General features: G+C 65.9%; 24 protein-coding genes. 10 read left to right on the top strand and 14 right to left on the bottom strand.

Annotation, left to right across the window (positions count from 1 at the left end; translation table 11 throughout):
- The first annotated feature begins 4 nt into the window (after positions 1 to 4).
- From KHN96_RS10585 to KHN96_RS10570, 4 genes are all read left to right on the top strand, one after another.
- Positions 5 to 958 (top strand): LOG family protein, encoded by a 954-nt coding sequence (locus KHN96_RS10585; RefSeq protein ID WP_045787349.1) that lies wholly within the window; start codon positions 5 to 7, stop codon positions 956 to 958.
- Positions 959 to 1,064: 106 nt separating this feature from the next.
- A complete protein-coding gene (locus KHN96_RS10580; protein WP_045787350.1) occupies positions 1,065 to 1,487 on the top strand; it encodes a hypothetical protein in 423 nt (140 codons plus the stop codon).
- 82 nt (positions 1,488 to 1,569) lie between these two features.
- Positions 1,570 to 2,574 carry a homoserine kinase gene (locus KHN96_RS10575; RefSeq protein WP_045787351.1) on the top strand — a complete coding sequence of 335 codons (1,005 nt, stop codon included), beginning with the start codon at positions 1,570 to 1,572 and terminating at the stop codon, positions 2,572 to 2,574.
- A complete protein-coding gene (locus tag KHN96_RS10570) occupies positions 2,565 to 3,362 on the top strand; it encodes a BPSS1780 family membrane protein (protein ID WP_045787352.1) in 798 nt (265 codons plus the stop codon). The genes KHN96_RS10575 and KHN96_RS10570 overlap by 10 nt, the downstream gene beginning before the upstream one ends.
- Before the next feature lie 26 nt (positions 3,363 to 3,388).
- Here KHN96_RS10570 and KHN96_RS10565 read toward each other — a convergent pair whose 3' ends face one another.
- Positions 3,389 to 5,752, bottom strand: a complete 2,364-nt coding sequence (locus KHN96_RS10565) for a UvrD-helicase domain-containing protein (protein WP_045787353.1) — start codon at positions 5,750 to 5,752, stop codon at positions 3,389 to 3,391.
- A 154-nt stretch (positions 5,753 to 5,906) separates the two neighbouring features.
- Between KHN96_RS10565 and KHN96_RS10560 the strand changes: the two genes are divergently transcribed.
- Both KHN96_RS10560 and galU read left to right on the top strand, forming a co-directional pair.
- Complete coding sequence (locus KHN96_RS10560) at positions 5,907 to 8,783, top strand: valine--tRNA ligase (protein WP_045787354.1); 2,877 nt, start codon at positions 5,907 to 5,909, stop codon at positions 8,781 to 8,783.
- A 39-nt stretch (positions 8,784 to 8,822) separates the two neighbouring features.
- The gene (gene galU, locus KHN96_RS10555) at positions 8,823 to 9,695 is read left to right on the top strand and encodes a UTP--glucose-1-phosphate uridylyltransferase GalU (protein WP_045787355.1); all 873 of its coding nucleotides are present in this window, start codon (positions 8,823 to 8,825) and stop codon (positions 9,693 to 9,695) included.
- Between the two features lie 118 nt (positions 9,696 to 9,813).
- Here galU and KHN96_RS10550 read toward each other — a convergent pair whose 3' ends face one another.
- From KHN96_RS10550 to KHN96_RS10540, 3 genes are all read right to left on the bottom strand, one after another.
- Positions 9,814 to 10,806, bottom strand: a complete 993-nt coding sequence (locus KHN96_RS10550) for a hypothetical protein (RefSeq protein WP_045787356.1) — start codon at positions 10,804 to 10,806, stop codon at positions 9,814 to 9,816.
- Between the two features lie 450 nt (positions 10,807 to 11,256).
- The gene (infA, locus tag KHN96_RS10545; RefSeq protein WP_004631109.1) at positions 11,257 to 11,475 is read right to left on the bottom strand and encodes a translation initiation factor IF-1; all 219 of its coding nucleotides are present in this window, start codon (positions 11,473 to 11,475) and stop codon (positions 11,257 to 11,259) included.
- A 345-nt stretch (positions 11,476 to 11,820) separates the two neighbouring features.
- Positions 11,821 to 12,114 carry a hypothetical protein gene (locus tag KHN96_RS10540; protein WP_045787357.1) on the bottom strand — a complete coding sequence of 98 codons (294 nt, stop codon included), beginning with the start codon at positions 12,112 to 12,114 and terminating at the stop codon, positions 11,821 to 11,823.
- A gap of 282 nt (positions 12,115 to 12,396) precedes the next feature.
- Here KHN96_RS10540 and KHN96_RS10535 point away from each other — a divergent pair, with 282 nt between their 5' ends.
- Positions 12,397 to 13,374 carry a LysR family transcriptional regulator gene (locus KHN96_RS10535; protein ID WP_045787358.1) on the top strand — a complete coding sequence of 326 codons (978 nt, stop codon included), beginning with the start codon at positions 12,397 to 12,399 and terminating at the stop codon, positions 13,372 to 13,374.
- A 139-nt stretch (positions 13,375 to 13,513) separates the two neighbouring features.
- The gene (locus KHN96_RS10530; RefSeq protein ID WP_062738300.1) at positions 13,514 to 14,683 is read left to right on the top strand and encodes an ABC transporter substrate-binding protein; all 1,170 of its coding nucleotides are present in this window, start codon (positions 13,514 to 13,516) and stop codon (positions 14,681 to 14,683) included.
- A gap of 2 nt (positions 14,684 to 14,685) precedes the next feature.
- Here KHN96_RS10530 and KHN96_RS10525 read toward each other — a convergent pair whose 3' ends face one another.
- The 10 genes from KHN96_RS10525 to KHN96_RS10480 all read right to left on the bottom strand — a co-directional run bounded on the left by KHN96_RS10525 (position 14,686) and on the right by KHN96_RS10480 (position 23,291).
- Positions 14,686 to 15,387 (bottom strand): ABC transporter ATP-binding protein, encoded by a 702-nt coding sequence (locus tag KHN96_RS10525; protein ID WP_045787359.1) that lies wholly within the window; start codon positions 15,385 to 15,387, stop codon positions 14,686 to 14,688.
- Positions 15,380 to 16,153 carry an ABC transporter ATP-binding protein gene (locus KHN96_RS10520; protein ID WP_045787909.1) on the bottom strand — a complete coding sequence of 258 codons (774 nt, stop codon included), beginning with the start codon at positions 16,151 to 16,153 and terminating at the stop codon, positions 15,380 to 15,382. The genes KHN96_RS10525 and KHN96_RS10520 overlap by 8 nt, the downstream gene beginning before the upstream one ends.
- Positions 16,150 to 17,175, bottom strand: coding sequence for a branched-chain amino acid ABC transporter permease (locus KHN96_RS10515; protein WP_045787360.1), 1,026 nt, complete (start codon positions 17,173 to 17,175; stop codon positions 16,150 to 16,152). The genes KHN96_RS10520 and KHN96_RS10515 overlap by 4 nt, the downstream gene beginning before the upstream one ends.
- Positions 17,172 to 18,041 carry a branched-chain amino acid ABC transporter permease gene (locus KHN96_RS10510; protein WP_045787361.1) on the bottom strand — a complete coding sequence of 290 codons (870 nt, stop codon included), beginning with the start codon at positions 18,039 to 18,041 and terminating at the stop codon, positions 17,172 to 17,174. The genes KHN96_RS10515 and KHN96_RS10510 overlap by 4 nt, the downstream gene beginning before the upstream one ends.
- 79 nt (positions 18,042 to 18,120) lie before the next feature.
- Complete coding sequence (gene pcaC, locus KHN96_RS10505; RefSeq protein WP_045787362.1) at positions 18,121 to 18,519, bottom strand: 4-carboxymuconolactone decarboxylase; 399 nt, start codon at positions 18,517 to 18,519, stop codon at positions 18,121 to 18,123.
- The gene (pcaD, locus tag KHN96_RS10500; protein WP_045787363.1) at positions 18,512 to 19,321 is read right to left on the bottom strand and encodes a 3-oxoadipate enol-lactonase; all 810 of its coding nucleotides are present in this window, start codon (positions 19,319 to 19,321) and stop codon (positions 18,512 to 18,514) included. Before pcaD ends, pcaC begins: the two co-directional genes overlap by 8 nt.
- Positions 19,322 to 19,341: 20 nt before the next feature.
- On the bottom strand, positions 19,342 to 20,703 hold the full coding sequence (locus KHN96_RS10495; RefSeq protein ID WP_045787364.1) for a 3-carboxy-cis,cis-muconate cycloisomerase: 1,362 nt from the start codon (positions 20,701 to 20,703) through the stop codon (positions 19,342 to 19,344).
- Between the two features lie 13 nt (positions 20,704 to 20,716).
- Positions 20,717 to 21,919, bottom strand: coding sequence for a 3-oxoadipyl-CoA thiolase (pcaF, locus tag KHN96_RS10490; RefSeq protein ID WP_045787365.1), 1,203 nt, complete (start codon positions 21,917 to 21,919; stop codon positions 20,717 to 20,719).
- Positions 21,920 to 21,942: 23 nt separating this feature from the next.
- Positions 21,943 to 22,605 (bottom strand): CoA transferase subunit B, encoded by a 663-nt coding sequence (locus tag KHN96_RS10485; RefSeq protein WP_045787366.1) that lies wholly within the window; start codon positions 22,603 to 22,605, stop codon positions 21,943 to 21,945.
- Positions 22,602 to 23,291 (bottom strand): 3-oxoacid CoA-transferase subunit A, encoded by a 690-nt coding sequence (locus KHN96_RS10480; protein WP_045787367.1) that lies wholly within the window; start codon positions 23,289 to 23,291, stop codon positions 22,602 to 22,604. The genes KHN96_RS10485 and KHN96_RS10480 overlap by 4 nt, the downstream gene beginning before the upstream one ends.
- Positions 23,292 to 23,609: 318 nt before the next feature.
- On the opposite strand from KHN96_RS10480, the gene KHN96_RS10475 reads away from it, so the two are divergent.
- Together KHN96_RS10475 and KHN96_RS10470 are read left to right on the top strand one after the other, a co-directional pair.
- Positions 23,610 to 24,401 carry an IclR family transcriptional regulator gene (locus tag KHN96_RS10475; RefSeq protein WP_045787368.1) on the top strand — a complete coding sequence of 264 codons (792 nt, stop codon included), beginning with the start codon at positions 23,610 to 23,612 and terminating at the stop codon, positions 24,399 to 24,401.
- A 90-nt stretch (positions 24,402 to 24,491) separates the two neighbouring features.
- Positions 24,492 to 25,067, top strand: a complete 576-nt coding sequence (locus tag KHN96_RS10470; protein WP_062738299.1) for a hypothetical protein — start codon at positions 24,492 to 24,494, stop codon at positions 25,065 to 25,067.
- Positions 25,068 to 25,206 lie beyond the last annotated feature (139 nt).

The following is a 25,206-nucleotide window of genomic DNA, read 5'->3' as shown; positions in this document are numbered from 1 at the left end:
TCCCATGGACTCTAAAGTGACTGGAACGCCCAACGGCGCTTCCGACAATGGCGCTTCCGCTTCCGGCGGCGTGACACAGCAGGCTGCAGGCCCTTCCTCGGCTGAAGTTTCGGCAACGGAGCTGACGGGGGTGAGCCCTGCGCGCCGGGCCACCACGGCGGACATGGACGTCAACGTGACGGTGGGCGTGGAACACGAGCCCAAAGCCGACATCGCGCACGGCCGCACCGATCGCAAGATGATTCCCAGCCTCCGGGCACTCGCCGACGAAGAACGCGCGACCGCAAAGAAGGCGCGCGCCTCCTGGCAGATGTTCACGATTATGGCAGAGTTCATCGAGGCGACCGAGTACCTCTCGGAGATCCGCCCGGCCGTCTCGATCTACGGCAGCGCGCGCCTGCGCGAGGATTCGCCGTACTACGAACGCACCATCGAAATCGCGCGACTGTTCTCGGATGCGGGCTTCGCCGTCATCTCCGGCGGCGGCCCCGGCATCATGGAAGCGGCCAACAAGGGCGCGCATGCGGGCAAGTCTGCCAGCGTGGGCCTGAACATCGAGTTGCCGCACGAGCAGCAGGGCAATCCGTATCAAGACATTTCGATGCGCTTCCGGCATTTCTTCACGCGCAAGGTCACCTTCGTGAAGAATTCCGACGCGTTCATCGTCATGCCCGGCGGCTTCGGCACGCTCGATGAGCTGGCCGAGGTGCTCACGCTCGTGCAGACCGGCAAATCGCGCAGCGTGCCGGTGGTCATGTTCGGCAGCCGCTTCTGGAAGGGCCTGCTCGACTGGTTCCGCTTCACGCTGCTGCCGATGGGCCTGATTGCCGAGCACGACCTCGACATCATGCGCATCGTCGACGAGCCCAAGGACGCGCTCGACGCCGTCTACGAGTTCTACGAGAAACGCGAAGGCACGTCGCCGATTCCGCCCAAGGAAGAGATGTTCTACCTGTGACGCTGGTTGCGACCTCCGGTGTGACATCCGGCCCACGCCGCACGGACGATGGCGGGTGCCCGGACTGCTAGAATGTAGGGTCCCAGATCACTCGCCGGAGTCCATCATGGATTCGCTGTTTCACCTGCCCGCCGCCCTCCGCCCCGCCAATATTGCGCGCCTGATGCGCCACGCAGGGCTGCTCGCGGGCGCGGCCATCTGCCTCGCCCTGCCGGCGCACGCCGAGGTGACTTCCGACAGCGCCGGCCTGGACCTCCCCGACGTCAAGGCGATCAACAATCAGCCGATTGCCAAGCCGACCCAGGGCGCGATCCATCACGAGACCGTCAAGCCCAGCTTCGACTACCGCGACAACGACGGTACGCAGGTCGAGGAATACCGCTTCCAGAAAGGCCAGGCGCCGGACATCCACGTCAAGTCGGGCATGGGTACGTCGTACAACATGAGCAAGCCCGAAGACAGCTCGCCGCGCATCCGTGAACGCGGCAGCGTCGACCGCGTGCCCTCGGTGAATGTCCTGAAGTTCTGAATGGCTGCGCCTGAGAGGCGCACCAGCGCGGCAACATCGGCTTGCCGCGCATTCTCCTCCACCCGTCTCCTCTTCCTGAAGCATGGCTGTTTTCACCCCGGTCTCCGACGCCGAGATCGCTCTCTGGCTGGATCAATACGATGTGGGCGCCGTGCGCGCGTTTCGCGGCATTCCCTCCGGGATCGAAAACTCCAACTTCTTCCTGACCACGGAAAAGGACGGGCAGACGCATGAATACGTCGTCACCCTGTTCGAGCGGCTGACATTCGAGCAGCTACCGTTCTATCTGTACCTGATGCAGCATCTGGCACAGCACGGCATCAGCGTGCCGGCGCCGATTCCAGGCCGCGACGGCGAGATCCTGCGCACGCTCAATGGCAAACCGGCAACCATGGTGACGCGCCTCTCGGGCCGCTCGAACCTCGCGCCGACGGTGTCGGAATGCGCCATCGTCGGCGACATGCTGGCGCGCATGCACCTGGCCGGGCGCGACTATCCGCGTCATCAGCCTAACCTGCGCAGCCTGCCATGGTGGAACGAGGTGGTGCCCGACGTGGCGCCGTTCGTGCATGGCGACACACGGGCGCTGCTCGAGAGCGAACTCGCGCACCAGCAACGCTTCTTCGCCAGCGCCGACTACGCTGCGCTGCCCGAAGGCCCGTGCCATTGCGATCTGTTCCGCGACAACGTGCTGTTCGAGCCGGCGCAAGACGGTGAGCCGGAACGCCTGGGCGGCTTTTTCGACTTTTACTTCGCCGGCGTCGACAAATGGCTGTTCGACGTCGCCGTCACGGTCAACGACTGGTGCATCGACCTGGCCACCGGCGTGCTGGATACCGCGCGGGCACGCGCCATGCTCCAGGCGTACCACGCCGTACGCCCGTTCACCGCTGCCGAGGCACGACACTGGCAGGACATGCTGCGCGCCGCGGCGTATCGCTTCTGGGTCTCGCGCCTGTGGGATTTCTATCTGCCGCGCGATGCTGAACTGCTCAAGCCGCATGATCCGACCCACTTCGAGCGCGTGCTGCGCGAACGCGTCCGGGCCCACGGCCTGATTCTGAATCTACCCCAACCATGCAACTGATCGAAGTACCGGCCAAGCAAGGCTACGTGTGGCTGCGCCAGGGCGCGTGGCTGTTCCGCAAGAACCCGATCGGCTTTTTGCTGCTGCTGTTCATGTACCTGTTTGCCGCCAACCTGCTGATGCTGCTGGTACCGCCGGCAGGCGTGTTCGCCATCCTGCTGGTCAACCCCGCCATCTTTGTGGGGTTCATGTCGGCGTGCCGCGACACGGTCGCTGGCAAGCGGGTCGGCCCGGCCTCGCTCATTGCGGGCTTCCGGTCGTATGGCATGGATGCGATGCGCAGCCTGCTCAAGCTGGGCGGCATCTATGGCGTGCTGTTGCTGGTCGTCAGCGGCGTGCTGATGACGATGGTCGATGTCGACACGCTGATGACCGTGCTCAGCGACAAGCCGCTTTCCCCCGACGCCATCCGCGAGTTCTACCTGGCCATGGTGATGGGCTCGGTGCTGTACATCCCGGTGGCGGTGCTGTTCTGGTTTGCGCCGCTGCTGGTGGCATGGCACGGCATCCCGGTCGGCAAGGCACTGTTCTTCAGCTGGATGGCCGTATGGCGCAACCGGGGGGCGTTCATCGTGTACGGCGTGCTGGTGGCGATTCTGCTGATCGCCGTGCCGCTCTTCATCGATGCCCTGTTTGCATCGAGCGGTGCCAACAACATTGCGCCGCTCATCGCAACCCCGTACCGGATTCTGGTGATGGCGATTCTGTACTGCTCGTTCTACGCGACCTACCGTGGCTGCTTCAACGTCACGCAAGCGGCCGGCCAGACGACCGATACGGCGGTCTGACGATACCCCCCCGGCCCGTTCGATGTTCAGTTGATCGGGTCCAGCTTGGCGATGCCCAGCGCCAGCACCTTCACGCCATGGCGGTTGAACTTGATGTGGGCGCGCGCCTCGGCGCCCTCGCCTTCCAGCGTCGTGATGACGCCTTCCCCGAACTTGTTGTGAAACACTGACTGGCCGACGCGGAAGCCCGTGGCCTCCGCACGCTTGGCGTCGGCGTAGTTCTTGCCGGTGTCCATGCCGCCGGTCGGGCGCGTGCCGGTATAAGCCTCTTCATCGCCGCGTTCCGGGCGCTTGAACCAGTCCTTGCCCCAGGCCGATTCGGCCGTCACGCGGCGCGTGGCCTGGTATCCCGCATGCTGCGGCGTAAGCCATTTCAGCGTTTCCTCGGGCAACTCGTCGAAGAAGCGTGAACGGATGTGGTAGCGGATCTGTCCGTGCAGCACGCGGCTTTGCGCAAACGACAGGTACAGCCGTTCGCGCGCCCGCGTAATCGCCACGTACATCAGGCGGCGCTCTTCTTCCAGGCCGTCCATCTCCATCTGGCTGTTCTCGTGCGGGAACAAGCCCTCTTCGAGCCCGGTGATGAACACGACGTGGAACTCGAGCCCCTTGGCCGCGTGCACGGTCATGAGTTGCACGGCGTCCTGGCCGGCCTGCGCCTGGTTGTCGCCGGCCTCGAGCGACGCGTGCGTGAGGAATGCCACCAGCGGCGTCATCTCGGCCGGCGCTTCGTCGGTGACGAGCTCCGAGGCGGTATCGCTCTCTCCGCCTTCGATGCGCAGCATCGCGTCGTGGCGCACCGGCAAAGCCGTCGCGATGGCGTCCACGCCGTAGCCTTCCTCGGCCACGAAGGCCCGGGCCGCCGTGACGAGTTCCTGCAGGTTCTCGATGCGGTCCAGCCCTTCCTTCTCGCCCTGGTAATGCGGGATCAGGCCGCTCGCGTGGATCACGTGCTGGACGACCTCGGGCAACGTCATCTGCCGCGTATCGGCGCGCATCTGCTCGATCAGGCGCACGAACGCGGCCAGCTTGGTGCCCGCCGCACCCGTCAGGTACGGCACCGACGCCGCCAGCGAAATGCCGTACAGCCTGGCTGCATCCTGAAGCTGTTCGAGCGACCGCGCCCCGATCCCGCGTGCCGGAAAATTCACTACACGGCCGAACGCCGCGTCGTTGTCCGGGTTTTCCAGCAACTGCAGGTACGCCAGCGCGTGCTTGATCTCGGCCCGCTCGAAAAAGCGCAGACCGCCGTACACCTTGTACGGGATGCCGGCCGAGAACAGCGCATGCTCGATCACGCGCGATTGCGCATTGCTGCGATACAGGATGGCGATCTCGGAACGCGCCATGCCGCTGGCGATGCGGTCGCGGATCTCATCGACGATCCAGCCGGCTTCCTGTCCATCCGTGGCGGCCTGGTAGACGCGCACGGGCTCGCCATGGCCGGCGTCGGTGCGCAGGTTCTTGCCGAGGCGGCGCGAGTTGTGGGCGATGAGGTGGTTGGCCGTATCGAGGATGTTGCCGTGCGAGCGGTAGTTCTGCTCCAGCTTGATGCGGTGCTGCACACGGAATTCGCGCTCGAAGTCGACCATGTTCCCGACATTGGCACCGCGAAACGCGTAGATGCTCTGGTCATCGTCACCCACGGCGAAGATGGCGTTGGGCGTGACGCCCGGCTCGCCCAGGCCGGCCAGGAGCTTCAACCAGGCATATTGCAGCTTGTTCGTATCCTGGAACTCGTCGACCAGGATGTGCTTGAAGCGGCGCTGGTAGTGCGCGCGGATGGCGTCGTTGTAGCGCAGCAGTTCGTAGCAGCGCAGCAGGAGTTCGGCAAAATCGACCACGCCTTCGCGCTGGCATTGCGCATCGTAGGCGGCGTACAGGTCGGCCATGCGCCGGTCGAATTCGTTGGCGATTTCCAGATCGCCCGCACGCAAGCCCTGCTCCTTGGCCCCGTTGATGAAGTACTGGACGTTCTTGGGCGGGAATTTCTCGTCGTCGATATTGAGCGACTTGAGCAGGCGCTTGACGGCGGAAAGCTGGTCCTGCGTGTCAAGGATCTGGAACGTCTGCGGCAGACCGGCATCACGGTAGTGGGCGCGCAGCAACCGGTTGCACAGGCCGTGAAACGTGCCGATCCACATGCCGCGCGTGTTGATCGGCAGCATGGCCTGAAGACGGGCCGTCATTTCCTTGGCAGCCTTGTTGGTAAAGGTGACGGCCAGCACACCCGACGGCGACACCCGCGCACTCTGGATCAGCCACGCGATGCGGGTCGTCAGCACGCGGGTCTTGCCGCTGCCCGCCCCCGCCAGGATCAGCGCCGACTCATCGGGAAGTGTGACGGCGGCGCGTTGTTCGGGGTTCAGGTTGGCGAGCAGGTCGGACATGCGGAGGAGCCTTTGCGGAATCCCGGAATTATAGCGAGGGGTGGGGGCCTCCAGCCCGTGCGCAACGCGGACAGGCCGTATAATTCAAGGCTTTCGCCCGCCATTTTCCTGGGCCAAACGTCTCTTTGCGCCGCTTTTTGCGCCCCCTGTCAGCATGACCGATCAAAACCAAGCCCTCGCCAAGAGTTTCGAACCCGCCACCATCGAACAGAAGTGGAGCGCAGCGTGGGAAGCGATGGGCGTCTCCCGTGCGACGCTTGAAGCCGGCAAGCCGGATTTCTGCATCCAGCTGCCGCCGCCGAACGTGACGGGCACGCTGCACATGGGCCACGCGTTCAACCAGACCATCATGGACGGCCTGACGCGCCACGCGCGCATGTCGGGCGCCAACACGCTGTGGGTACCGGGCACCGACCACGCGGGCATCGCCACGCAGATCGTCGTCGAACGCCAGCTGGATGCCCAGGGCGTATCGCGCCACGACATGGGCCGCGAGAAGTTCGTCGAAAAGGTGTGGGAATGGAAGGAGCAATCGGGCTCGACCATCACCCGCCAGGTGCGCCGCATGGGGGCCTCGATCGACTGGGAGCGCGAATACTTCACGATGGACCCGAAGATGTCGCGCGCCGTCACCGACGTCTTCGTGCGCCTGTATGAGCAGGGCCTGATCTACCGCGGCAAGCGCCTGGTCAACTGGGACCCGGTGCTCGGCACCGCCGTCTCCGACCTGGAGGTGGTGAGCGAGGAGGAGGAAGGCTCGCTCTGGCACATCCGTTATCCGCTGGTCGAGGCGGATACGGTTCGCGGCCTGACGCACCTGACGGTCGCCACCACGCGTCCGGAGACGATGCTCGGCGACACGGCGGTGATGGTGCATCCCGACGATGAGCGCTACGCCCACCTGATCGGCAAGTTCGTCCACCTGCCGCTGACCGATCGCAAGATTCCGGTGATTGCCGACGAATACGTCGACCGCGAATTCGGCACCGGGGTGGTGAAGGTCACGCCGGGCCACGATTTCAACGATTACGCGGTCGGCCAGCGTCACAAGCTGCCGCAGTTGTCGATCCTGACGCTGGACGCGAAGATCGTCGCCGACGCCCCGGCCGCCTATGCCGGCATGGACCGCTTCGATGCACGCAAGAAGATCGTCGCGGACCTCGAAGCGCAAGGCCTGCTGGCCGAGGTGAAGAAACACACGCTGATGGTGCCGCGCGGCGACCGGACCGGCGTCGTGATCGAGCCGATGCTGACCGACCAATGGTTCGTCGCCATGAGCAAGCCGGCGCCGGAAGGCACGCGCTTCCCCGGCCGCTCCATTGCTGAAGTGGCGCTGGACGCGGTGCAGAGCGGCAAGATCAAGCTGGTGCCGGAGCAGTGGGTCAACACGTACAACCAGTGGCTGAACAACATCCAGGACTGGTGCATCTCGCGCCAGCTGTGGTGGGGCCACCAGATTCCGGCGTGGTACGACGACGCGGGCAACGTGTACGTCGGCCGCACCGAAGAAGAGGCGCGCGCGCAAGCTGCGGCAAAGGGCTACACCGGCGCGCTCAAGCGTGACGACGACGTGCTCGACACGTGGTTCTCGTCGGCGCTCGTGCCGTTCTCGTCGCTGGGCTGGCCGGCCGATACGCCGGAACTGAAGCACTTCCTGCCGTCCACCGTGCTCGTCACCGGTTACGACATCATCTTCTTCTGGGTGGCGCGCATGGTCATGATGACCCTGCACTTCACCGGCGAAGTGCCCTTCCACACCGTCTACGTGCACGGCCTCGTACGCGATTCGGAAGGCAAGAAGATGAGCAAGTCCGAGGGCAATACGCTGGACCCGGTGGACCTGATCGACGGCATCGCGCTGGAGCCGCTGCTGGCCAAGCGCACCACCGGCCTGCGCCGCCCGAAGGACGCGCCCAAGGTGGAAGCCCGCACGCGCAAGGAATTCCCCGAAGGCATTCCGGCGTTTGGCGCCGACGCGCTGCGCTTCACCTTCGCGTCGCTCGCCACGCTGGGGCGCAGCATCAACTTCGACCCGAGCCGCTGCGAGGGCTACCGCAACTTCTGCAACAAGCTGTGGAATGCCACGCGCTTCGTGCTGATGAACACCGAAGGCCAGGACTGCGGCATGCAGGAATGCGTCGGTGACTGCGGCCCGGAAGGCTACCTGCACTTCTCGCAGGCCGACCGCTGGATCGTCTCGCTGCTGCAGCGCGTGGAAACCGAAGTGGAAAAAGGCTTTGCCGACTACCGCTTCGACAACATCGCCAACGCCATCTACAAGTTCGTCTGGGACGAATACTGCGACTGGTACCTCGAACTCGCCAAGGTGCAGATCCAGACCGGAACGCCCGCGCAGCAGCGCGCCACCCGCCGCACGCTCCTGCGCGTGCTCGAAACCGTGCTGCGCCTGGCCCACCCGATCATCCCGTTCATCACGGAAGAGCTCTGGCAGAAGGTCGCGCCGATGGCCGGCCGCGCCAAAGGCGACGGCACCGAAAGCCTGGCACTGCAGGCGTACCCGCGCGCCGTGCTCAGCAAGATCGACGAGCAGGCCGAGCAATGGGTGCAGCAGCTGAAGGCCCTGGTCGATGCGTGCCGCAACCTGCGCGGCGAGATGAACATCTCCCCCGCGCAGCGCGTGCCGCTGTACGCCAACGGCGAGGCCGAGTTCCTGCAGGCCGCCGCCCCCTACGTGCAGGCGCTCGGCAAGCTGTCGGAAGTGAAGGTCTACACGGACGCCGCGGCCATGGAGCAGGACGGCGCCGGCGCTCCGGTCGCCATCGTCGGCGAGAACAAGCTGCTGCTGAAGGTCGAGATCGACGTCGCGGCCGAACACGCGCGCCTGTCCAAGGAAATCGACCGCCTGCGCGGGGAGATCGCCAAGTGCGAGGGCAAGCTCGGCAACGAATCGTTCGTCGCGCGCGCGCCGGCGGCGGTGGTGGAACAAGAACAGAAGCGTCTGGCGGATTTCAAAGCCACGCTCGCCAAACTGGAAGCCCAGATTGCACGCCTGCCCGTGCAGGCCGCCTGAGCCGTCGGGTCAGAATCAAACGTCGTCAAGGAAACCACGATGCAACGTGTCACCAAAGCCGTCTTCCCTGTTGCTGGCCTCGGCACCCGCTTTCTGCCGGCCACCAAGGCCAGTCCGAAGGAAATGCTGCCGGTGGTGGACAAGCCGCTGATCCAGTACGCCGTGGAGGAAGCCATGGCTGCCGGCATCACCGAGATGATCTTCGTCACGGGCCGCAGCAAGCGCGCCATTGAAGACCACTTCGACAAGGCCTACGAACTCGAAGCCGAGCTCGAAGCCAAGCAGAAGACCGCCCTGCTGGAGGTCGTGCGCTCGATCAAGCCGTCGCATGTCGATTGCTTCTACGTGCGCCAGCCCGAAGCGCTGGGCCTGGGCCATGCCGTGCAATGCGCCGAGAAGCTCGTCGGCGACACGCCCTTCGCCGTCATCCTGGCCGACGACTTGCTCGACGGCACCCCGCCCGTCATGAAGCAGATGGTCGACCTGTACGACCACTACAACTGCTCGGTGATCGGCGTGGAAGAGATCGACCGCGAGCAGAGCCGTTCGTACGGTGTGGTCGATGGCCGCCCGTGGGAAGAAGACGGCAGCGTGATCAAGATGTCGGGCATCGTTGAGAAGCCGGCGCCCGAGAACGCGCCGTCCAACCTGGGCGTGGTGGGCCGCTATATCCTCACGCCGCGCATCTTTGACCACATCCGCAATCTCAAGCCCGGCGCCGGCGGCGAACTGCAGCTGACGGACGCGATCCAATCGCTGCTGTCGGCCGAGCAGGTCCTGGCCTACCGCTACAAGGGCGTGCGCTACGACTGCGGCAGCAAGCTGGGCTACCTGAAGGCCACGGTCGAACTGGCGCTCAAGCACAAGGAAGTCGCCGACGAGTTCCGCGCGTATCTCGCCTCGCGCGGCTGATCCGGCGCGCCAGAAAAAAACCCGCGTCAGCACAGGCCGACGCGGGTTTTTTATTGCCGGGCCAGACATCGACCCGGGTCCCGTATATCCCCCTTTTGGATACAGGTTGCCGTGGCGACTATTGCGGCGCCGCCAGCGGCTTGATGGTGTTGTTCAGCAGGCTCCAGTACGAGCTCGTTGTGTACGGCAGCATCTGCTCGACGTAATTCCACCAGAAGTAGCCACCGATGAAGCGCGGATCCGCCGCCATCGTGGTGGTGCCCATCGGGTAGTACGACTTGAGCAGGCTTTGCTGCACCGACGTCGGCGCCGAGGTGCTCGACGTGCCGATCTCGCCGAAGCCGACCTTTGCCGCCGGGAAGATGCTCTCCAGCAGCTTGAAGTCGCTCGTCCACGTCGGCTTCAGCCCCGGGCAGTCCTGGTACGGGTAATAGCTGAACAGCGCGTAATCGGTGCCCTGCCGCACACGGGCCGGCAGGAAGTTCGTCGCCCAGGTGCGCCACGAATCCATCGGCAACTCGTAGCAGTTAGTGCCCTTGCCGTCGTCGTTGTAGTACATCGTCACCGAGACGAGGCCGCCCGCGCCCTTCACGATGTCGTACGCATTGCCGACCATCTGGCCGATTGCCTGCTCCTGCGCCGTGGCCGTCGCCGTGGGGCCGCTCGGGTTGGCGCGCAGCCATTCGCCGTTGATCTCGTTGGCGATTTCCCACACATCGACCACGTTCTTCAGTGTGCTCACCAATTCCTTGGTGCGTGCGCTGTAGGTGCTGGAGTCGACAGGAAAATAGTACGAATCCATCACTTCGCCCATGACGTAGGCCACTTGATGGAGCTTGACCAGCGGCGCGTAATAGTCGGCCGCCGAGGTGCCCGGGTCGAACACCACGCGTACCGTCGGCTTGTACGGAAGGTGCGTGAGCGATGCCACGATCGCGTTGATGTTGGTGACGTCATCGAGGGTGACGCCGTAGATGGGAGCCTTCGGGCGCGTAGCCTGCGCCAGCGCCGACTGCATCCCCAGGCCGGCCAGCGCTGCCGCCGCCACCAGGCCCACCTTGGCGCGCAGGCTCATACGCGCCGCCTTCTGTGCTGCTGTGGTTTCCAACATGTGTTTTATGTTCCCTCGGACGCAAACATGACGCCCAGATGTGGTAGACGAGCGCCGTCCTACCTGTGCGGTATCCCTTTCCGATGTGACCTGATTGACACACTGAACACCGAACGGCTCTCAGCGTCAGACGACGCCCGGTCGGCGCATGAACGCGCGATTAGGAGTCCGGCCGATCACTCGGCGGACCTTGCGCTTATTGGAAACTGATGCGCGTGGCGCCCCACCGGGGCAGGACGCAACCCGCCGATCCCGGCAAGCCCGCGCTTCAGAGCGCTGCCAACTACACACCCCCCGTCAGCAGACAGACGGCATGATACCGGAAGTTATGAGCAGATCAACGAAATTTAACGCTGCTTACGCAACAACAATAAAAAAGCCGCGCTCCCAGCGGAGGCGCGGCTCCTTCGAAACGCCCGTCTGGCGAGCGTCTTGACGGCTTGCCAGCCGTTACTTGTGCCGATAGTTGATGCGACCTTTGGTGAGGTCGTACGGCGACATCTCCAGCTTCACGCGGTCGCCCGCGAGAATGCGAATGCGGTGCTTCTGCATCTTGCCCGATGCGTAGGCCCAGATCTCCACGCCGTTTTCCAGTTGCACGCGAAAACGATTATCGGGCAGTGCTTCAGACACCACCCCTTCAAATTCAATCAGTTCTTCCTTGGCCAAACTCGTTCCTTTGTATGCAGCACGCAGCTGCGCCGATGGTTGCAATGATGTGATGACCCACCCGAATCCCGCTTCACACCCACGGGTGCACAGCGTATCGCCGCGATCATCTGCCCGGACAGCGGGCCTGGGGGGTACCGAATTGCACGAAACACAAATCGCGCCCGCCATTGGCGCGCGCCGTGTGGTGCAAGCGAGAGCGAAGAATGGGTGGCGGTTGCAGATGCGCGCCGCCCGGCTCGGCGCGGGGTAATCCCCGGTGCTGGATTCGGCTGCCACCGGCCACGGCAGGCGCGGCGGCGGGCCGGATTCGCCCATTATTCTATCACGGGCGGGGGCGTCGCTTCAGGTGCTTCCCGCGGCAAGCGACAGGTCCGGCACGTCGCCATCGATGATGCTTTCGGCAAAGCGCAGCGCCGCCACACGGGCGTCGCCGATGTTGGTGAACTGCTGGTCCCCCGACAGGCGGAACACCTGGGTCTGCCCTGGCTCGGGCGACTCCCCCGCCCGACAGATCATCACGGCTGCGTTGTAGCTGCGGTCTTCCCTGGCCTCGGGCCAGCGTGCCGTGCGTTCATGTTGGAAAGCCAACGGATAAATGTCGAAGCCTTTGTATTGGCCCGCCGGCGAAGTGTCCATCTCGAGTGCCCCCTTCTTGAACGTCGACTGCTGTCCGACTATACACCCGCGAGTCTGGCGTGGCGATGAAACCCGCGCCAACGTTTGGTCTAGGCCCTGCCTCCGCTTGACGTAGGGTTGCGGTGACCCAGCTTGCTGCCTATGCACGCGCATCGTCGGGCCACGCGTTGTCGCGCCATGCCGGCCGGCACGCTCGACCGGAATCATCCCGGCACGCTTTCCATATCGCATAACCGGATAGTGCGGATACACTCTATCGCCCATCCAGATAGTGGTGCTGCCATGTCCGCCCTGCCCGCTTTCGACCTGAACCTGCTGCCGATCCTGCTGGCGTTGCACGACGCCCGCAGCGTCAGCATGGCCGCGCAGCAACTCGGCATGAGCCAGCCGGGCGTGAGCACGGCGCTTGCCAAACTGCGCACGGCATTCGATGACCCGCTGTTCGTGCGCACGTCGCGCGGCATGGAGCCCACGCCGCGTGCGATGGCGCTCATCCCCGCCGCGCGCGATGTGCTCGCACGCGTGCAGCAGGGCATCCTCGACACCGGCGCGTTCGACCCGGCAACGACCACCCATCTCTTTTCGATCGCGCTCTCCGATGTAGGCGAGATGGTGTTTTTGCCGCGCATCGTCGAAGCGATGGCACGCGCGGCGCCGCGGGCGGCGGTCCAGTCGGTATCGCTGCCGCCGGCGCAGATCGAGCGGGCGCTCGAGACCGGCTCGCTGGACCTCGCCCTGGGCTATTTCCCCGACCTGAAGAAGAACAACTTCTTCCAGCAGCGCATGTTCACGCACTACTTCACGTGCATCGTGCGGGCCGACCACCCCGTCACGCGTGGCGGCAACACGAAGCTGACGATGGCGCAGTTCCTGGAATACGGTCACGCCGTGGTGCGCGCAGAAGGACGCAGCCAGGAGCTGTACGAACGCTTCCTCGAGCGCAAGCGCATTCGGCGCACGCCCACGCTGCTCACGCCGCACTACATGAGCATACCGTTCATTCTTGCGCGCACCGATCTGATTGCGACGGTGCCGCACGCGGTGGGGCTGTCGTTCATGCAATCGCACGCCAACATCCGCGCGATGGAGCCCCCGCTGGAACTCCCCAGCTTCGACCTCAAGCAGCACTGGCATCGCAAATTCCACAACGACGCGCGCAGCCGGTGGTTCCGCGCGCTGGTGTCGTCGCTCTTCAACGACGAAGCCGACGAATGGCGCGAACCCGGCCACCCGCCGGCCAAACGCAAGCACACGAAGTAGTCGACTCTGGCGCGAGTTGTTCACAATCCGAACACTCGATTGCAATGCGAACACAGAGCCTTTAGGATCATCGCCACGCGCACGCGACGCCGTTGCGGTTTCTCGGCCCACGCTTGCCGATCAACCTTTGGAGACCCTCATGAAACGCCGTGCCCTGCTGTTGACCGCCGTTGCCGCCGCGCTGATGACCGGCCTGCCGGCGCTTGCCGACGAGCCGATCAAGATCGGCCTGATCGCGCCCTTCTCCGGCCCGTTTGCCGACTACGGCAAGCAGATGGAAGGCGGCATCAAGGCGTATCAGAAGCTGCACGGCACGACCGCCGGCGGACGGCAGGTGCAGATCGTCCTGAAGGACACGACCGGCCCCGTGCCCGATGTGGCCAAACGGCTCGCGCAGGAACTGGTGGTGCGCGACAAGGTGGACTTTCTTGCCGGCTTCGGCCTCACGCCTGAAGCGCTCGCGGTGGCTCCCATCGCGCAGCAGGCCAAGAAGCCGATGGTCATCTTCAACGCAGCGTCGTCGTCGATCACGACCAAGTCGGACTACGTGACGCGCGTGTCGATGACGCTGCCGCAGATCTCCACGCCGATCGCCTCGTGGGCGCTGAAGAACGGCATTAAGCAGGTCGCCACCGTGGTGGCCGATTACGCGCCCGGCATCGACGCAGAGACGGCCTTCAGGCAGACCTTCACCGCGGGCGGCGGTCAGGTCGTGGAAGCCGTGCGCGTGCCGCTGCGCAATCCGGAATTCGCGCCGTTCATCCAGCGCGTGAAGGATACGAAGCCGCAGGCCGTGTTCGTGTTCCTGCCCGCGGGCGAGCAGGGCGTGGCCTTCATGAAGGGCTTTCGCGAACGCGGGCTCGCGCAGGCCGGCATCAAGGTCATCGCCACCGGCGACCTGACGGACGACCACGTGCTGCCCGCCATGGGCGACTCGACGCTGGGCGTCATCACGTCGTTCCACTACTCCGCGGCACACGATTCCGCGCAGAATAAGACGTTCCTGAAGGCCTTCGCCGACGCGAACCCGGGCGCCGGCCGGCCGAACTTCATGGCGGTGGCCGCGTATGACGGCATCGGCGCGATCTACAACGTCATCAACAAGCTGGGCGGCAAGATCGAGGGGGAAAAGGCCATGGCCGCCTTCAAGGGCATGAAGATCGACAGCCCGCGCGGGCCCATCACCATTGACCCCGCCACGCGCGACGTCGTGCAGACGGTCTACATCCGCAAGGTCGAAAAGGTCGGCAACGAGCTCTACAACGTCGAATTCGACAAGTTCGCCGACGTGAAGGACCCGGGCAAGTAACGCTACGCCACCGACACGAGCCGTTGCAGCAACTGCGCGTCGGCCAGCAGTTCCGCGCTGGCCGATGCGTGCACGATGCGCCCGCGGTCGAGCACCAGCGCGCGCTGCGTGAGTTCCAGCGCCAGGCGGGCGTGCTGCTCCACCACGATCACCGCCATGCCGCCTTCGTCGACCAGCGTGCGGATGGCGCGGCCAAGTTCCTGCACGATGATCGGCGCAAGACCTTCCATCGGCTCATCGAGCAACAGCAACGCCGGATTCGTCACCAGTGCGCGCGCGATGGCCACCATCTGCTGCTCGCCGCCCGAGAGCTGGTTACCCAGATTGCGCCGTCGTTCCTGCAGGCGCGGAAACATCGTGTAGATGCGCGCCACATCCCATGCACCGGGGCGTGCGACGGCGGTCAGATGCTCCTCCACGGTGAGCGATGGAAACATCCAGCGCTCCTGCGGCACCCAGCCAAGCCCCGCCCGGGCACGCTTGTGCGGTGCGACCTTGGCGATGTCCGCGCCCTGCCAACGGATGCGCCCCGCGTGCAGGCGCGTGAAGCCCATCAGCGTGGCGAGCAGCGTGGTCTTGCCGACGCCGTTGCGACCCAGCAGCGCGAGACTGCCGCCGGCTTGCAGCGTGAACGACACATCGTCGAGCACGACGGCGTTGCCGTAGCCGGCGCTCACATTCTCGAACGCGAGCAGTTCAGTCATGCCCGGCCTCCCCCAGGTAGACCTCGCGCACACGCGAGTCGGCGGCAATCTCTTGCGGCGTGCCTTCGGTCAGCACACGGCCACCCACCAGCACGGTGATCCGCTCGGCAAAACGGAAGACAAGGTTCATGTCGTGCTCGATGAAGAGGATGGTGATGTCGCGCGGCAGGCTGGCGATCACTTCGAACAGTTCGGCGCTTTCGCCTGCAGGGATGCCCGCGGCGGGCTCGTCGAGCAGCAGGATGCGCGGCTGCGTGGCCAGCGCCAGGGCAATCTCCACGAGCCGCTGCTTGCCGTACGGCAACGCCTGCGTGGGCGACAGCGCATCGGCGCCCAGCTGAAGGCGGCACAGCAAGGCCATCGCCTCATCACGCGCCTCCTTGTGCGAAGCGACGGTGCGATAGCCGTGCCACGACGCGCCGCTGCGCTCGAAGATGGCGAGCATCACCGACTCCAGCACCGTCAGCCCCGGAAACAGGGTGTTGATCTGGAACGTGCGCGTCAGGCCGCGCTTGACGCGCCGGTGTGCGGGCAGGCGCGTGATGTCTTCGTTGTCGAGCAGGACCTGCCCCGCCGTGGGCGCCAGCGTGCCGGTCAACAGGTTGATGAAGGTGGTCTTGCCGGCACCGTTCGGTCCGATCAACGCGTGGCGCGCGCCGGGGGCGAACGTGAGCGAAATGTCGGCATTGGCCTGGAAGGCGCCCCAGCGTTTGGAGAGGCCGCGTGTGCTGAGCGTCGGCGCGCGCTGCATCATCGGTGGGCTCATGCGGCGCCTGCCTTGCGGGCGCGCCATGCTTTGGCGATCGTGTCCAGCCCGCCCAGGATGCCGCCACGCGCAAACAGCACGATCACCATCAGCAGGAGCCCGATCCAGAACTGCCAATAGACGGGGTTCATGCCGGCCAGCACATCCTGCGCCACCATGAACACCGCCGCGCCGATCAGCGCGCCATACAGCCGGCCCGCGCCGCCGAGCACCAGCATGATGAGCAGTTCCGCCGACCGCGAAAAGCCCAGCGAATCGAGCCCCACGAACTGCGTCGTCTGCGCGAGCAGGCCGCCAGCCACACCGGCAATCGCGGCGCTCACGGTGAAGGCGGCCACCAGCCGCATGCGGACGTTGGCGCCGATTGCCGGCATGCGCTTGGGCCCCTGCTGAATGCCCCGCAGCGACAGCCCGAACGGCGACCGCACCAGCCGCCGCAGGAACACGAACACCAGGAACAGCACGGCCAGGCTGTAGACGTACGCCGTACGACCCTGCAGGTCGAACTCGAAGGCGCCGAGCACCCTGTTCATCGTCACCCCCGAAAGGCCGTCGACACCGCCCGTGAGAAACGCCATCTTGTTGGCGGCCTCATACAGCATCAACCCAATGCCGAGCGTAACCATCAGCCGTGTCAGGTCGTGCCCGCGCACCACGAGGAAGCTCACGCAGAAGCCCGCCAGCGCGGCCACGGCGGCACCGGCGGCCAGCCCGGTCAGGGGTTCGCCCCAACCGTGCGCCGCCAGCAAGCCCGCCGTATACGCGCCAAGCCCAAAGAACCCCGCATGCCCGAGTGACACGATGCCCGCATAGCCGAGCACCAGGTCCAGCGACAACGCGAACAGCCCGACGATCAGCACCTGGCTGCCAAAGACGAGGTAATCCGGAAGCAGGAAGAACACTGCGACGGGCACACACCAGAACGCCAGCTCGAACGGCGACCAGCGCGCATCTGGCAAACCATGTGCCGGTCCGGCCGGCGCCGGCTGCGCGGAGCGCATCAGTTGCTGCAGCACGTTCATGCGCGCCTCCCCAGCAGGCCATTCGGAAACGCCACGAGCAGCACCACCATCAGCCCGTAGATGACGAACGCGCCCACCTCCGGCACGTAGTACTTGCCCGCCACGTCGAAGACGCCGAGCACCAGCGCCGCCAGCAACGTCCCCTTGATGGAGCCCGCACCGCCCACCGCCACCACGAGCAGGAAGTACACCATGTACTTGATCGGGAATGCCGGATCGAGCCCGAGCACGTCGATGCCCAGCCCGCCGCCCAGGCCCGCGAGCCCCGAGCCGAGCGCAAACGTGACCGAAAACACCAGGCTCACATTGATCCCGAGCCCCGCCGACGCCTGCTGATTGTCCACCGACGCCCTCACCTGCGCGCCGAAGCGTGTGCGCTCAATGAGCCACGCCAGCAACGCCGTCAGCACGATGACCACACCGATCAGAAAGAGCCGATAGCGCCCGACTTCCAGCCCGCTGTCCAATACGCGCAGCTGCCCGCGCAGCATCTCCGGCAGTTCCACCGGCTGCTGGGCAGGGCCCCACACGTAGGTCGCGCCGGCCATCGCCATGAACACGAGCGCGATGGAGAACAGCACCTGGTCGAGCGGGCTCGCGCGATAGAGCCGCCGGTACAGCGTGCGCTCCAGCACGAACCCGAAGGCCGCGGTGACGAGGAAAGCGATGGGCAGCGTCGCCAGGAACGGCACGCCGAGTCGGTTCATCAGAACCACGCAGACATAGCCGCCCGCCATGGCAAATGCGCCGTGCGCAAGGTTGATGAAGTGCATCAAGCCCATCGTGACCGACAGGCCGATGCTGATCAGGAACAGCAGGCTGCCGTAGGCCAGCCCGTCGAACAACACACCCAATGCGCTCAGCATGGGCCTCCTCCTTGGGCGTTTCCGGCTCAGCGGCCAGTTTGCCCGGTGTGTCGTGGCGTCTCTCCTGAGACGATTGCCGTTACGCCTTGCCGGCGGCTTCAGCATCCATCTCGGCAAACACCGTCTGCGCGAGCTGGAAGGCATGGTTGGCAGCCGGCACGCCGCAGTAGATGGCGGTCTGCAGCAGCGTCTCCTGGATCTCGTCGCGCGTCACGCCGTTGTTGGCGGCGGCACGCAGGTGCAGGCGCAGCTCGCCGTCGCGGCCCAGCGCCACCATCATGGCGATCGTCAGCAGGCTGCGTGTATGGCGCGGCAGGCCTGGGCGCGTCCAGATCTCGCCCCAGGCATAGCGCGTGATGAGATCCTGGAACGGTGCGGTGAGCTCGGTCTGGGCAGCGTTCGCGCGGTCGACGTGCGTGTCGCCCAGCACGGCGCGGCGCACCTGCATGCCGGCGGCGTAGCGTTCGCGGTCATCCATGGGCCACCTCGCGCACCACGCCGGTTGTCAGGAAGCTGACAAGCGCTTCGGTATAGCCGTCGGCCTGCTCCCAGTTGGAGAGATGCCCGGCGGCGAGCTGAACGTATTGCGCGCCCGGGACGCCATCGGCGATGGCCTGGGTCTGTGCCGGAGGCGTCGACACATCGTGCGTGCCTCCGATCACCAGCAGCGGCACACGGATGTTCGGTAGTTGCGCGCGCAGATCCGCATCCCGGATCGCTGCGCAGCAGCCGTTGTAACCCGCCGTGGGCGTGGCGAGGAACACCTTCATGAAGCCGTCGATGGCCGTCGGATGGGCCTCGGGGTAGCCCGGAGAAAACCAGCTCATCAGCTTGTCGGTGATGGCCGCCATGCCGCCGCGCTCGACCAGCGCGATGCGGTCGTTCCAGCCTTGCTGCGAACCGATGAGCGGCGCGGTGTTGCTCACAACCATGCGCGGGAAGCGCTCGCCGTGATGCGCGGCCAGCCACAAACCTGTGAGACCGCCCATCGACAGGCCACAGAACAGCGCGAGGTCGATGTCGTAGTGATCGAGCAGCGCCAGCACATCGCCGCCAAGCTGCGCCACGCCGAACGGCGCATCGGGCACGCTGGTCTGGCCATGGCCGCGCTGGTCATAGCGCAGCAGGCGGAAGTGCTGGCGCAGCGCGTCGAGCTGCGGCGCCCACATCCCGAGGCTGGTGCCGAGCGAATTGGACAGCACCAGCACCGGCTTGCCCGCCTCGTGCGTGTCGTCGAGTTCGTGATACAGGCGGACGTTGTCGTGTTCGAGCCAGGGCATGGTGTCTCCGTGGATGCGTATTACGGGTGGCGGCGAGCGTGTTCCGCCAGCACGCGGTCAACGGCCGCGCCCGCGTCGCCAAGATAGTGTGCGGGGTCGAGCAGCGCATCGAGCCGCTGCGGCGCTGCCCCGCCCCAGATGCGCTGCACGTCGGCGTCTTCGGCCAGCACGTCGCGCAGCGTTGTGTGGTTCTGTACCGCCTTGCGGCTGGCCGCTTCGACCACGTGATGGGCCTGCAGGCGGCCAAGGTCTGCGCCCAGCGCGAGCATCACCGCTTCACCGAGGATCAGGCCCTGCGTCAGGTCGAGGTTCGCGCGCATGCGCGCCGTATCGACCTGCAGGCCTTCGATGATGTCCCGCATGCGGTCGAGCGCGCCGGCGGCCAGGCATGCCATCTCGCGCAGCGTCGCCCACTGGGCCTGCCAGCCGCCGAGTGCACGTTCGTGTTCCTGCGGCAATGCCGACAGCAGCGTACTCGCCAGCCCGGGCATGCGCGTGGCCGCGGCCAGCACCGTGGCACAGCCGACCGGGTTGCGCTTGTGCGGCATGGTGGAAGACCCGCCCTTGCCCGCGCCTGATGGCTCGGCCGACTCGCCTACTTCGGTCTGCATCATCAAGGAGAGGTCGCGTGCGAAATGGCCCAACGTCCCGACCAGCAACGCGAGCGTGGTACCAATGTCGGCCACGCGATCCTGCTCGCCGTGCCAGGAGAGCGAGGGCAGCGGCAGGTCCAGTTCATGCGCCAGCGACTGGGCCACGGCGCGCCCGTGCTCCCCGAGGCTCGCGAGCGTGCCCGCCGCGCCGCCAAACTGCAGCACCGGCACATGCGCACGCAGCGCGGCAAAGCGGTCCTGCGTGCGATGCACGGCCTCCAGCCAGCCGGCCAGCTTGCGGCCGAAGGTCGTCGGCAAGGCCTGCTGCAGCCACGTGCGCGCCACCATCGGCGTATTGCGATGGCGCTGCGCCAGTGCGGCGAGCGCATCGGCAAGCTTTTGCAGATCTGCCTCGATCAGCTCGGCCGACTCGCGCCACTGCAGCATCAGGCCGGTATCGATGATGTCCTGGCTGGTCGCGCCCCAATGGACATAGCGCGCAGCGTCTTCATCATGCTGCGCGACGGCGGCCGTGAGCTGCTTGACCAGCGGAATCGCGAGATTGCCGGCGCTGACAGCCGCATTGCCCAGCGCCTCGAGATCCAGCGTCGCGTTCGCGCACACCGCGCGGATCGGCGCGACGGCATGCGCCGGAATCACGCCCACCGCGCCCTCGGCCTGCGCAAGCGCCGCTTCCACATCGAGCATCGCACGCACAGTGGCCGCATCGGACCATACCGCCAGCATGGCCGGCGTGGAGAACGCGCGATCGAGCAGTCCGCTGGTCATGGCTGCCGCCAGCTCAAACGCGTTCGATCACCAGCGCGATGCCCTGGCCCACGCCGATGCACATCGTGCACAGCGCGTAGCGGCCACCGGTGCGCTGCAGCTGATACATCGCCGTCGTCACCAGGCGCGCACCGCTCATGCCGAGCGGATGACCCAGCGCGATGGCGCCGCCGTTCGGGTTGACGCGCGGGTCGTCGTCACGCAAGCCGAGCTGGCGCATCACCGCCAGGCCCTGCGCGGCAAATGCCTCGTTCAGCTCGATCACGTCCATCTGGTCGATCGTCAGGCCGAGCTGCTTGAGCAGCTTCTGCGAAGCCGGCGCCGGGCCGATGCCCATCACGCGCGGCGGCACACCGGCGGTCGCCATGCCCACAATGCGCGCACGCGGCGTCAGGCCAAAGCGCTTGGCCGATGCCTCATTGGCGAGCAGCAGTGCGCAGGCGCCGTCGTTCACGCCCGACGCGTTGCCGGCGGTGACGGTGCCGTCCGGGCGCACCACGCCCTTGAGCTTGGCGAGCGCTTCCATGCTCGTCGCACGCGGGTGTTCGTCACGGCTGACGACGATGGGGTCCCCCTTCTTCTGCGCAATCGTCACCGGCGTGATTTCCTGCGCGAGCGTGCCGTCTTCCTGCGCACGTGCGGCGCTGGCCTGGCTGCGCAGGGCGAAGCGATCCTGGTCTTCGCGGCCGATGTTGTAGTCGGCGGCGACGTTCTCGGCAGTCTCCGGCATCGAGTCGACGCCGTACTGCGCCTTCATCAGCGGGTTGATGAAGCGCCAGCCGATGGTGGTGTCGTAGATGGCCGCGTCGCGCGAGAAGGCGCTCGTCGCCTTGCCCATCACGAACGGCGCGCGGCTCATGCTCTCCACGCCGCCAGCGATCATCAGGGAGGTTTCGCCCGCGCGGATGGCACGTGCGGCAGTGCCCGTGGCGTCCATGCCGGAGCCGCAGAGGCGGTTGATGGTCGAGCCCGGCACGCTGTCCGACAGGCCTGCCAGCAGCAGCGACATGCGGGCCACGTTGCGGTTGTCTTCGCCTGCCTGGTTGGCGCAGCCGTAGATGACGTCGTCGATCGCGGACCAGTCGACCTGCGGGTTGCGCGCCATCAGCGCCTTGAGCGGCACGGCGCCCAGGTCGTCGGCACGCACGGCGGAGAGGCTGCCGCCGTAACGGCCGATGGGGGTGCGGATGGCGTCGCAGATAAAGGCTTCGGTCATGATGTGTCTGTCTCCAACAATCGTTATGCCTGACGCAGCGGCGCCGCGGTCAATGCCTGCAGTGACGCGAAATCCAGCCCCTCGGCCATCTCGCGCACCACCAGTCCGTCGGGCGTGATGTCGATCACGGCGAGGTCGGTGTAGATGGTATCGACGCAGCCGATGCCCGTCAGCGGATACGTGCACGACGGCACGATCTTGCTCTCGCCGTGCTTGGTCTGGTGCTCCATCATCACGAAGACACGCTTGGCGCCGATAGCCAGGTCCATCGCCCCGCCCACGGCCGGAATCGCGTCCGGTGCGCCGGTGTGCCAGTTGGCCAGGTCCCCAGTGGCCGACACCTGGAAGGCGCCGAGCACGCAGTAGTCGAGATGGCCGCCCCGCATCATGGCAAACGAATCGGCATGATGGAAGAACGACGCCCCGGGCTTGATGGTGACCGGCTGCTTGCCCGCGTTGATGAGGTCTTCGTCTTCCTCGCCGGGGGCAGGCGCCGGGCCCATGCCGAGCAGGCCGTTCTCGGTGTGCAGGATGATTTCCCGGTCGGCCGGCAGCTGGTTGGCCACCAGCGTCGGCAGCCCGATGCCCAGGTTGACGACCGAGCCGTCGGGAATGTCGCGCGCGACGCGAGCGGCGATCTGGTCGCGCGTCCAGCGCTGGATCTTGGCGGTGGCTTCGGTGCTCATGCGGCCTCCCTGGCGGGCTGGGCGGCAGCGATCTGCACGACGCGCTTGACGAAAATGCCGGGCGTGACGATGTGCTCCGGGTCCAGTTCGCCCAGTTCCACGGTTTCGCTGACTTGCGCGATGGTGCACTTGGCCGCCATGGCCATCACCGGGCCGAAATTGCGCGCGGTCTTGCGATAGACGAGATTGCCCCAGCGATCGGCGCGCAGGGCCTTGATGAGTGCGTAATCGGCAGTGAGCGGCAATTCGAACACGTACGGCTTGCCGTCGATGATGCGCGTCTCCTTGCCTTCGGCCAATTGCGTGCCGTACGCGGTCGGGCAGAAGAACCCGCCGATGCCGGCCCCGGCCGCGCGGATGCGCTCGGCCAGGTTGCCCTGCGGCACCAGTTCGAGCTCGATTTCACCCGCGCGGTAGAGCGCGTCGAATACGTACGAATCGGCCTGGCGCGGAAACGAACACACGATCTTGCGCACGCGCCGCGCCTTGAGCAGCGCCGCCAGGCCCGTCTCGCCATTGCCGGCGTTGTTGTTGATGATGGTCAGCTCGCGCGCGCCCTGCGCGATGAGCCCGTCGATGAGTTCGGCAGGCATGCCGGCGGTTCCGAACCCGCCGATCATGATGGTGGCACCGTCGGGAATGTCCGCCAGCGCGGCCTCCACAGACGGACAGAGCTTGTTGATCACGTGACATTCTCCGGCAAGGGTGCCCGCGTTGCGTGCGTGGCACCGCTTGGAGCACCGCCGGGCCGGAATGGGCCCAACCGCAACCGCGCGGCTTGCGAATCTCCTGTTTGAGTGGATCGACACGGGCCTTTGCTATCCGGCCGCGCTTTGTTTTCCGTCGATTTGTTCGCTATACGAACTCACGTTCGATCCAAGAACGAATCTACGCCCGCTGCGTGAGCCGTGTCAAGGCGTACGGATGCCGGTCGCCTGTTCGACTGGCGAAATCCACGCAATGCCAGTAGGCTTGGAGCCACTGAATCGCTTTCGCCTTGTTGCATGTCTGCTGCCGAACTGCCCGCTGAAAAACCCAGCGACTCCTATGTCCAGTCCTTCGCGCGGGGGCTGTCGGTCATCCGCGCGTTCAATGCGGAGCGCCCGGCGCAGACGCTCTCCGAAGTGGCGGAGGCCACGGGTCTGACCCGCGCAGGCGCCCGGCGCATCCTGCTCACGCTGGTGAGCCTCGGCTACGTCAGCTTTGAGGGACGCCTGTTCCGCCTCACCCCGAAGATCCTCGACCTTGGCTTCGCCTACCTGACCTCGATGCCGTTCTGGAACCTGGCGGAGCCGGTGATGGAAGAGCTCGTGCAGACCGTGCACGAAAGCTGCTCGGCGTCGGTGCTCGACGGGACCGAGATCGTCTACGTGCTGCGCGTGCCGACGCAGAAGATCATCGCCCTGAACCTGTCGGTCGGCAGCCGGCTGCCGGCATTCTGCACGTCGATGGGGCGGGTGCTGCTGTCGGGCCTGCCCGAAGAGCGGCTCGACATCGTCCTGCGCGAATCCGACCGCCGCCCCCGCACGCAGCGCACCATCACCGAGGTCGACGCCCTGAAGGCCGTCATTGCCGGCGTGCGCGAACAAGGCTGGGCGCTGGTGGACCAGGAACTTGAAGAAGGCCTGATCTCGCTGTCGGCGCCGATCCGCAACCGCGCAGGCGACATCATCGCCGCCATGAACATCAGCGGGCAGGCCAACCGGACCTCGGCCAGGCAGATGACGAAGCAGTTTCTCGGCCCGCTGCAGCAGGCGGCGGAGCGTATTTCGGCGATGGTGCGTGTGCGGACCTGAGCGAAGTGCGAACACAGTCGTCCAGGTGCGCTGCGCGCCTCGCATCCGGGCTGGTTTTTCAATAAAATTGTGGCTCCGTGGGCAAAGAGGATGTCTGTGACTCAACACACCGCCATTCGCGCCGGTCTGGATGTGAAAGGTCGCCGCCGCCGAGCCTGTGCTGCGCGCATCCTGACGCTTGCCCTGCCGTTGGCGGCCGGCCCGCTGTGGGCGCAGTCGCCGCCGGCCGGTGGTCTGCTCGAATTGTCGCCGCTGGCCCGCATGCTGGTCGGGGCCGCGACAGGCCGCAGCACCGCCGCCGCCGGTGTGCCCGCACTCACGGGCCCCGCGCGCAATGCCGACCGGGCGCTCACGCAGGCCTGTACCGAAATCAACCGCTTCACCCCCGTCCCGCTCGACCGCGAGACCGCCCTGGCCCAGTGCTCGCTGGCCCAGAAGAAGAATCTCGTCTTCGTCATCACGCTGACGAACTACGCCGCGCATAGCGCCGCGTCGCAGGGTTTCCGGCTGAACTTTGTACCGATCCTGCAGAAGAACATCTGCAACAACGGCGACGTGCGCATCCTGACGCGCCTGGGGCTGAGCCTGATCTACCGCTATCGCGGCAACGACCACGAGATGGTCGGCGACGTGCCGATCAACGAATCGATCTGCGGCACGCTCTAGGGCAGGCGGTCTGCCCCGGGAATCCCCGGATGGAGCCGCATCGCCTGCCATGTCATTAATGGCGGCCAAACCTGTCTGGAGACATGGCTGTCGTGCCTGCGCCTTTGCCGCGCCAGCCCCGCCGGCCGTTCTTTTCGCG

This window comes from Ralstonia mannitolilytica (assembly GCF_905397375.1).
Classification (GTDB): Bacteria; Pseudomonadota; Gammaproteobacteria; order Burkholderiales; family Burkholderiaceae; genus Ralstonia; species Ralstonia mannitolilytica.
Note: the sequence above shows the minus strand (reverse complement) of the source record. Positions and strands in the feature narration are given on the sequence as shown.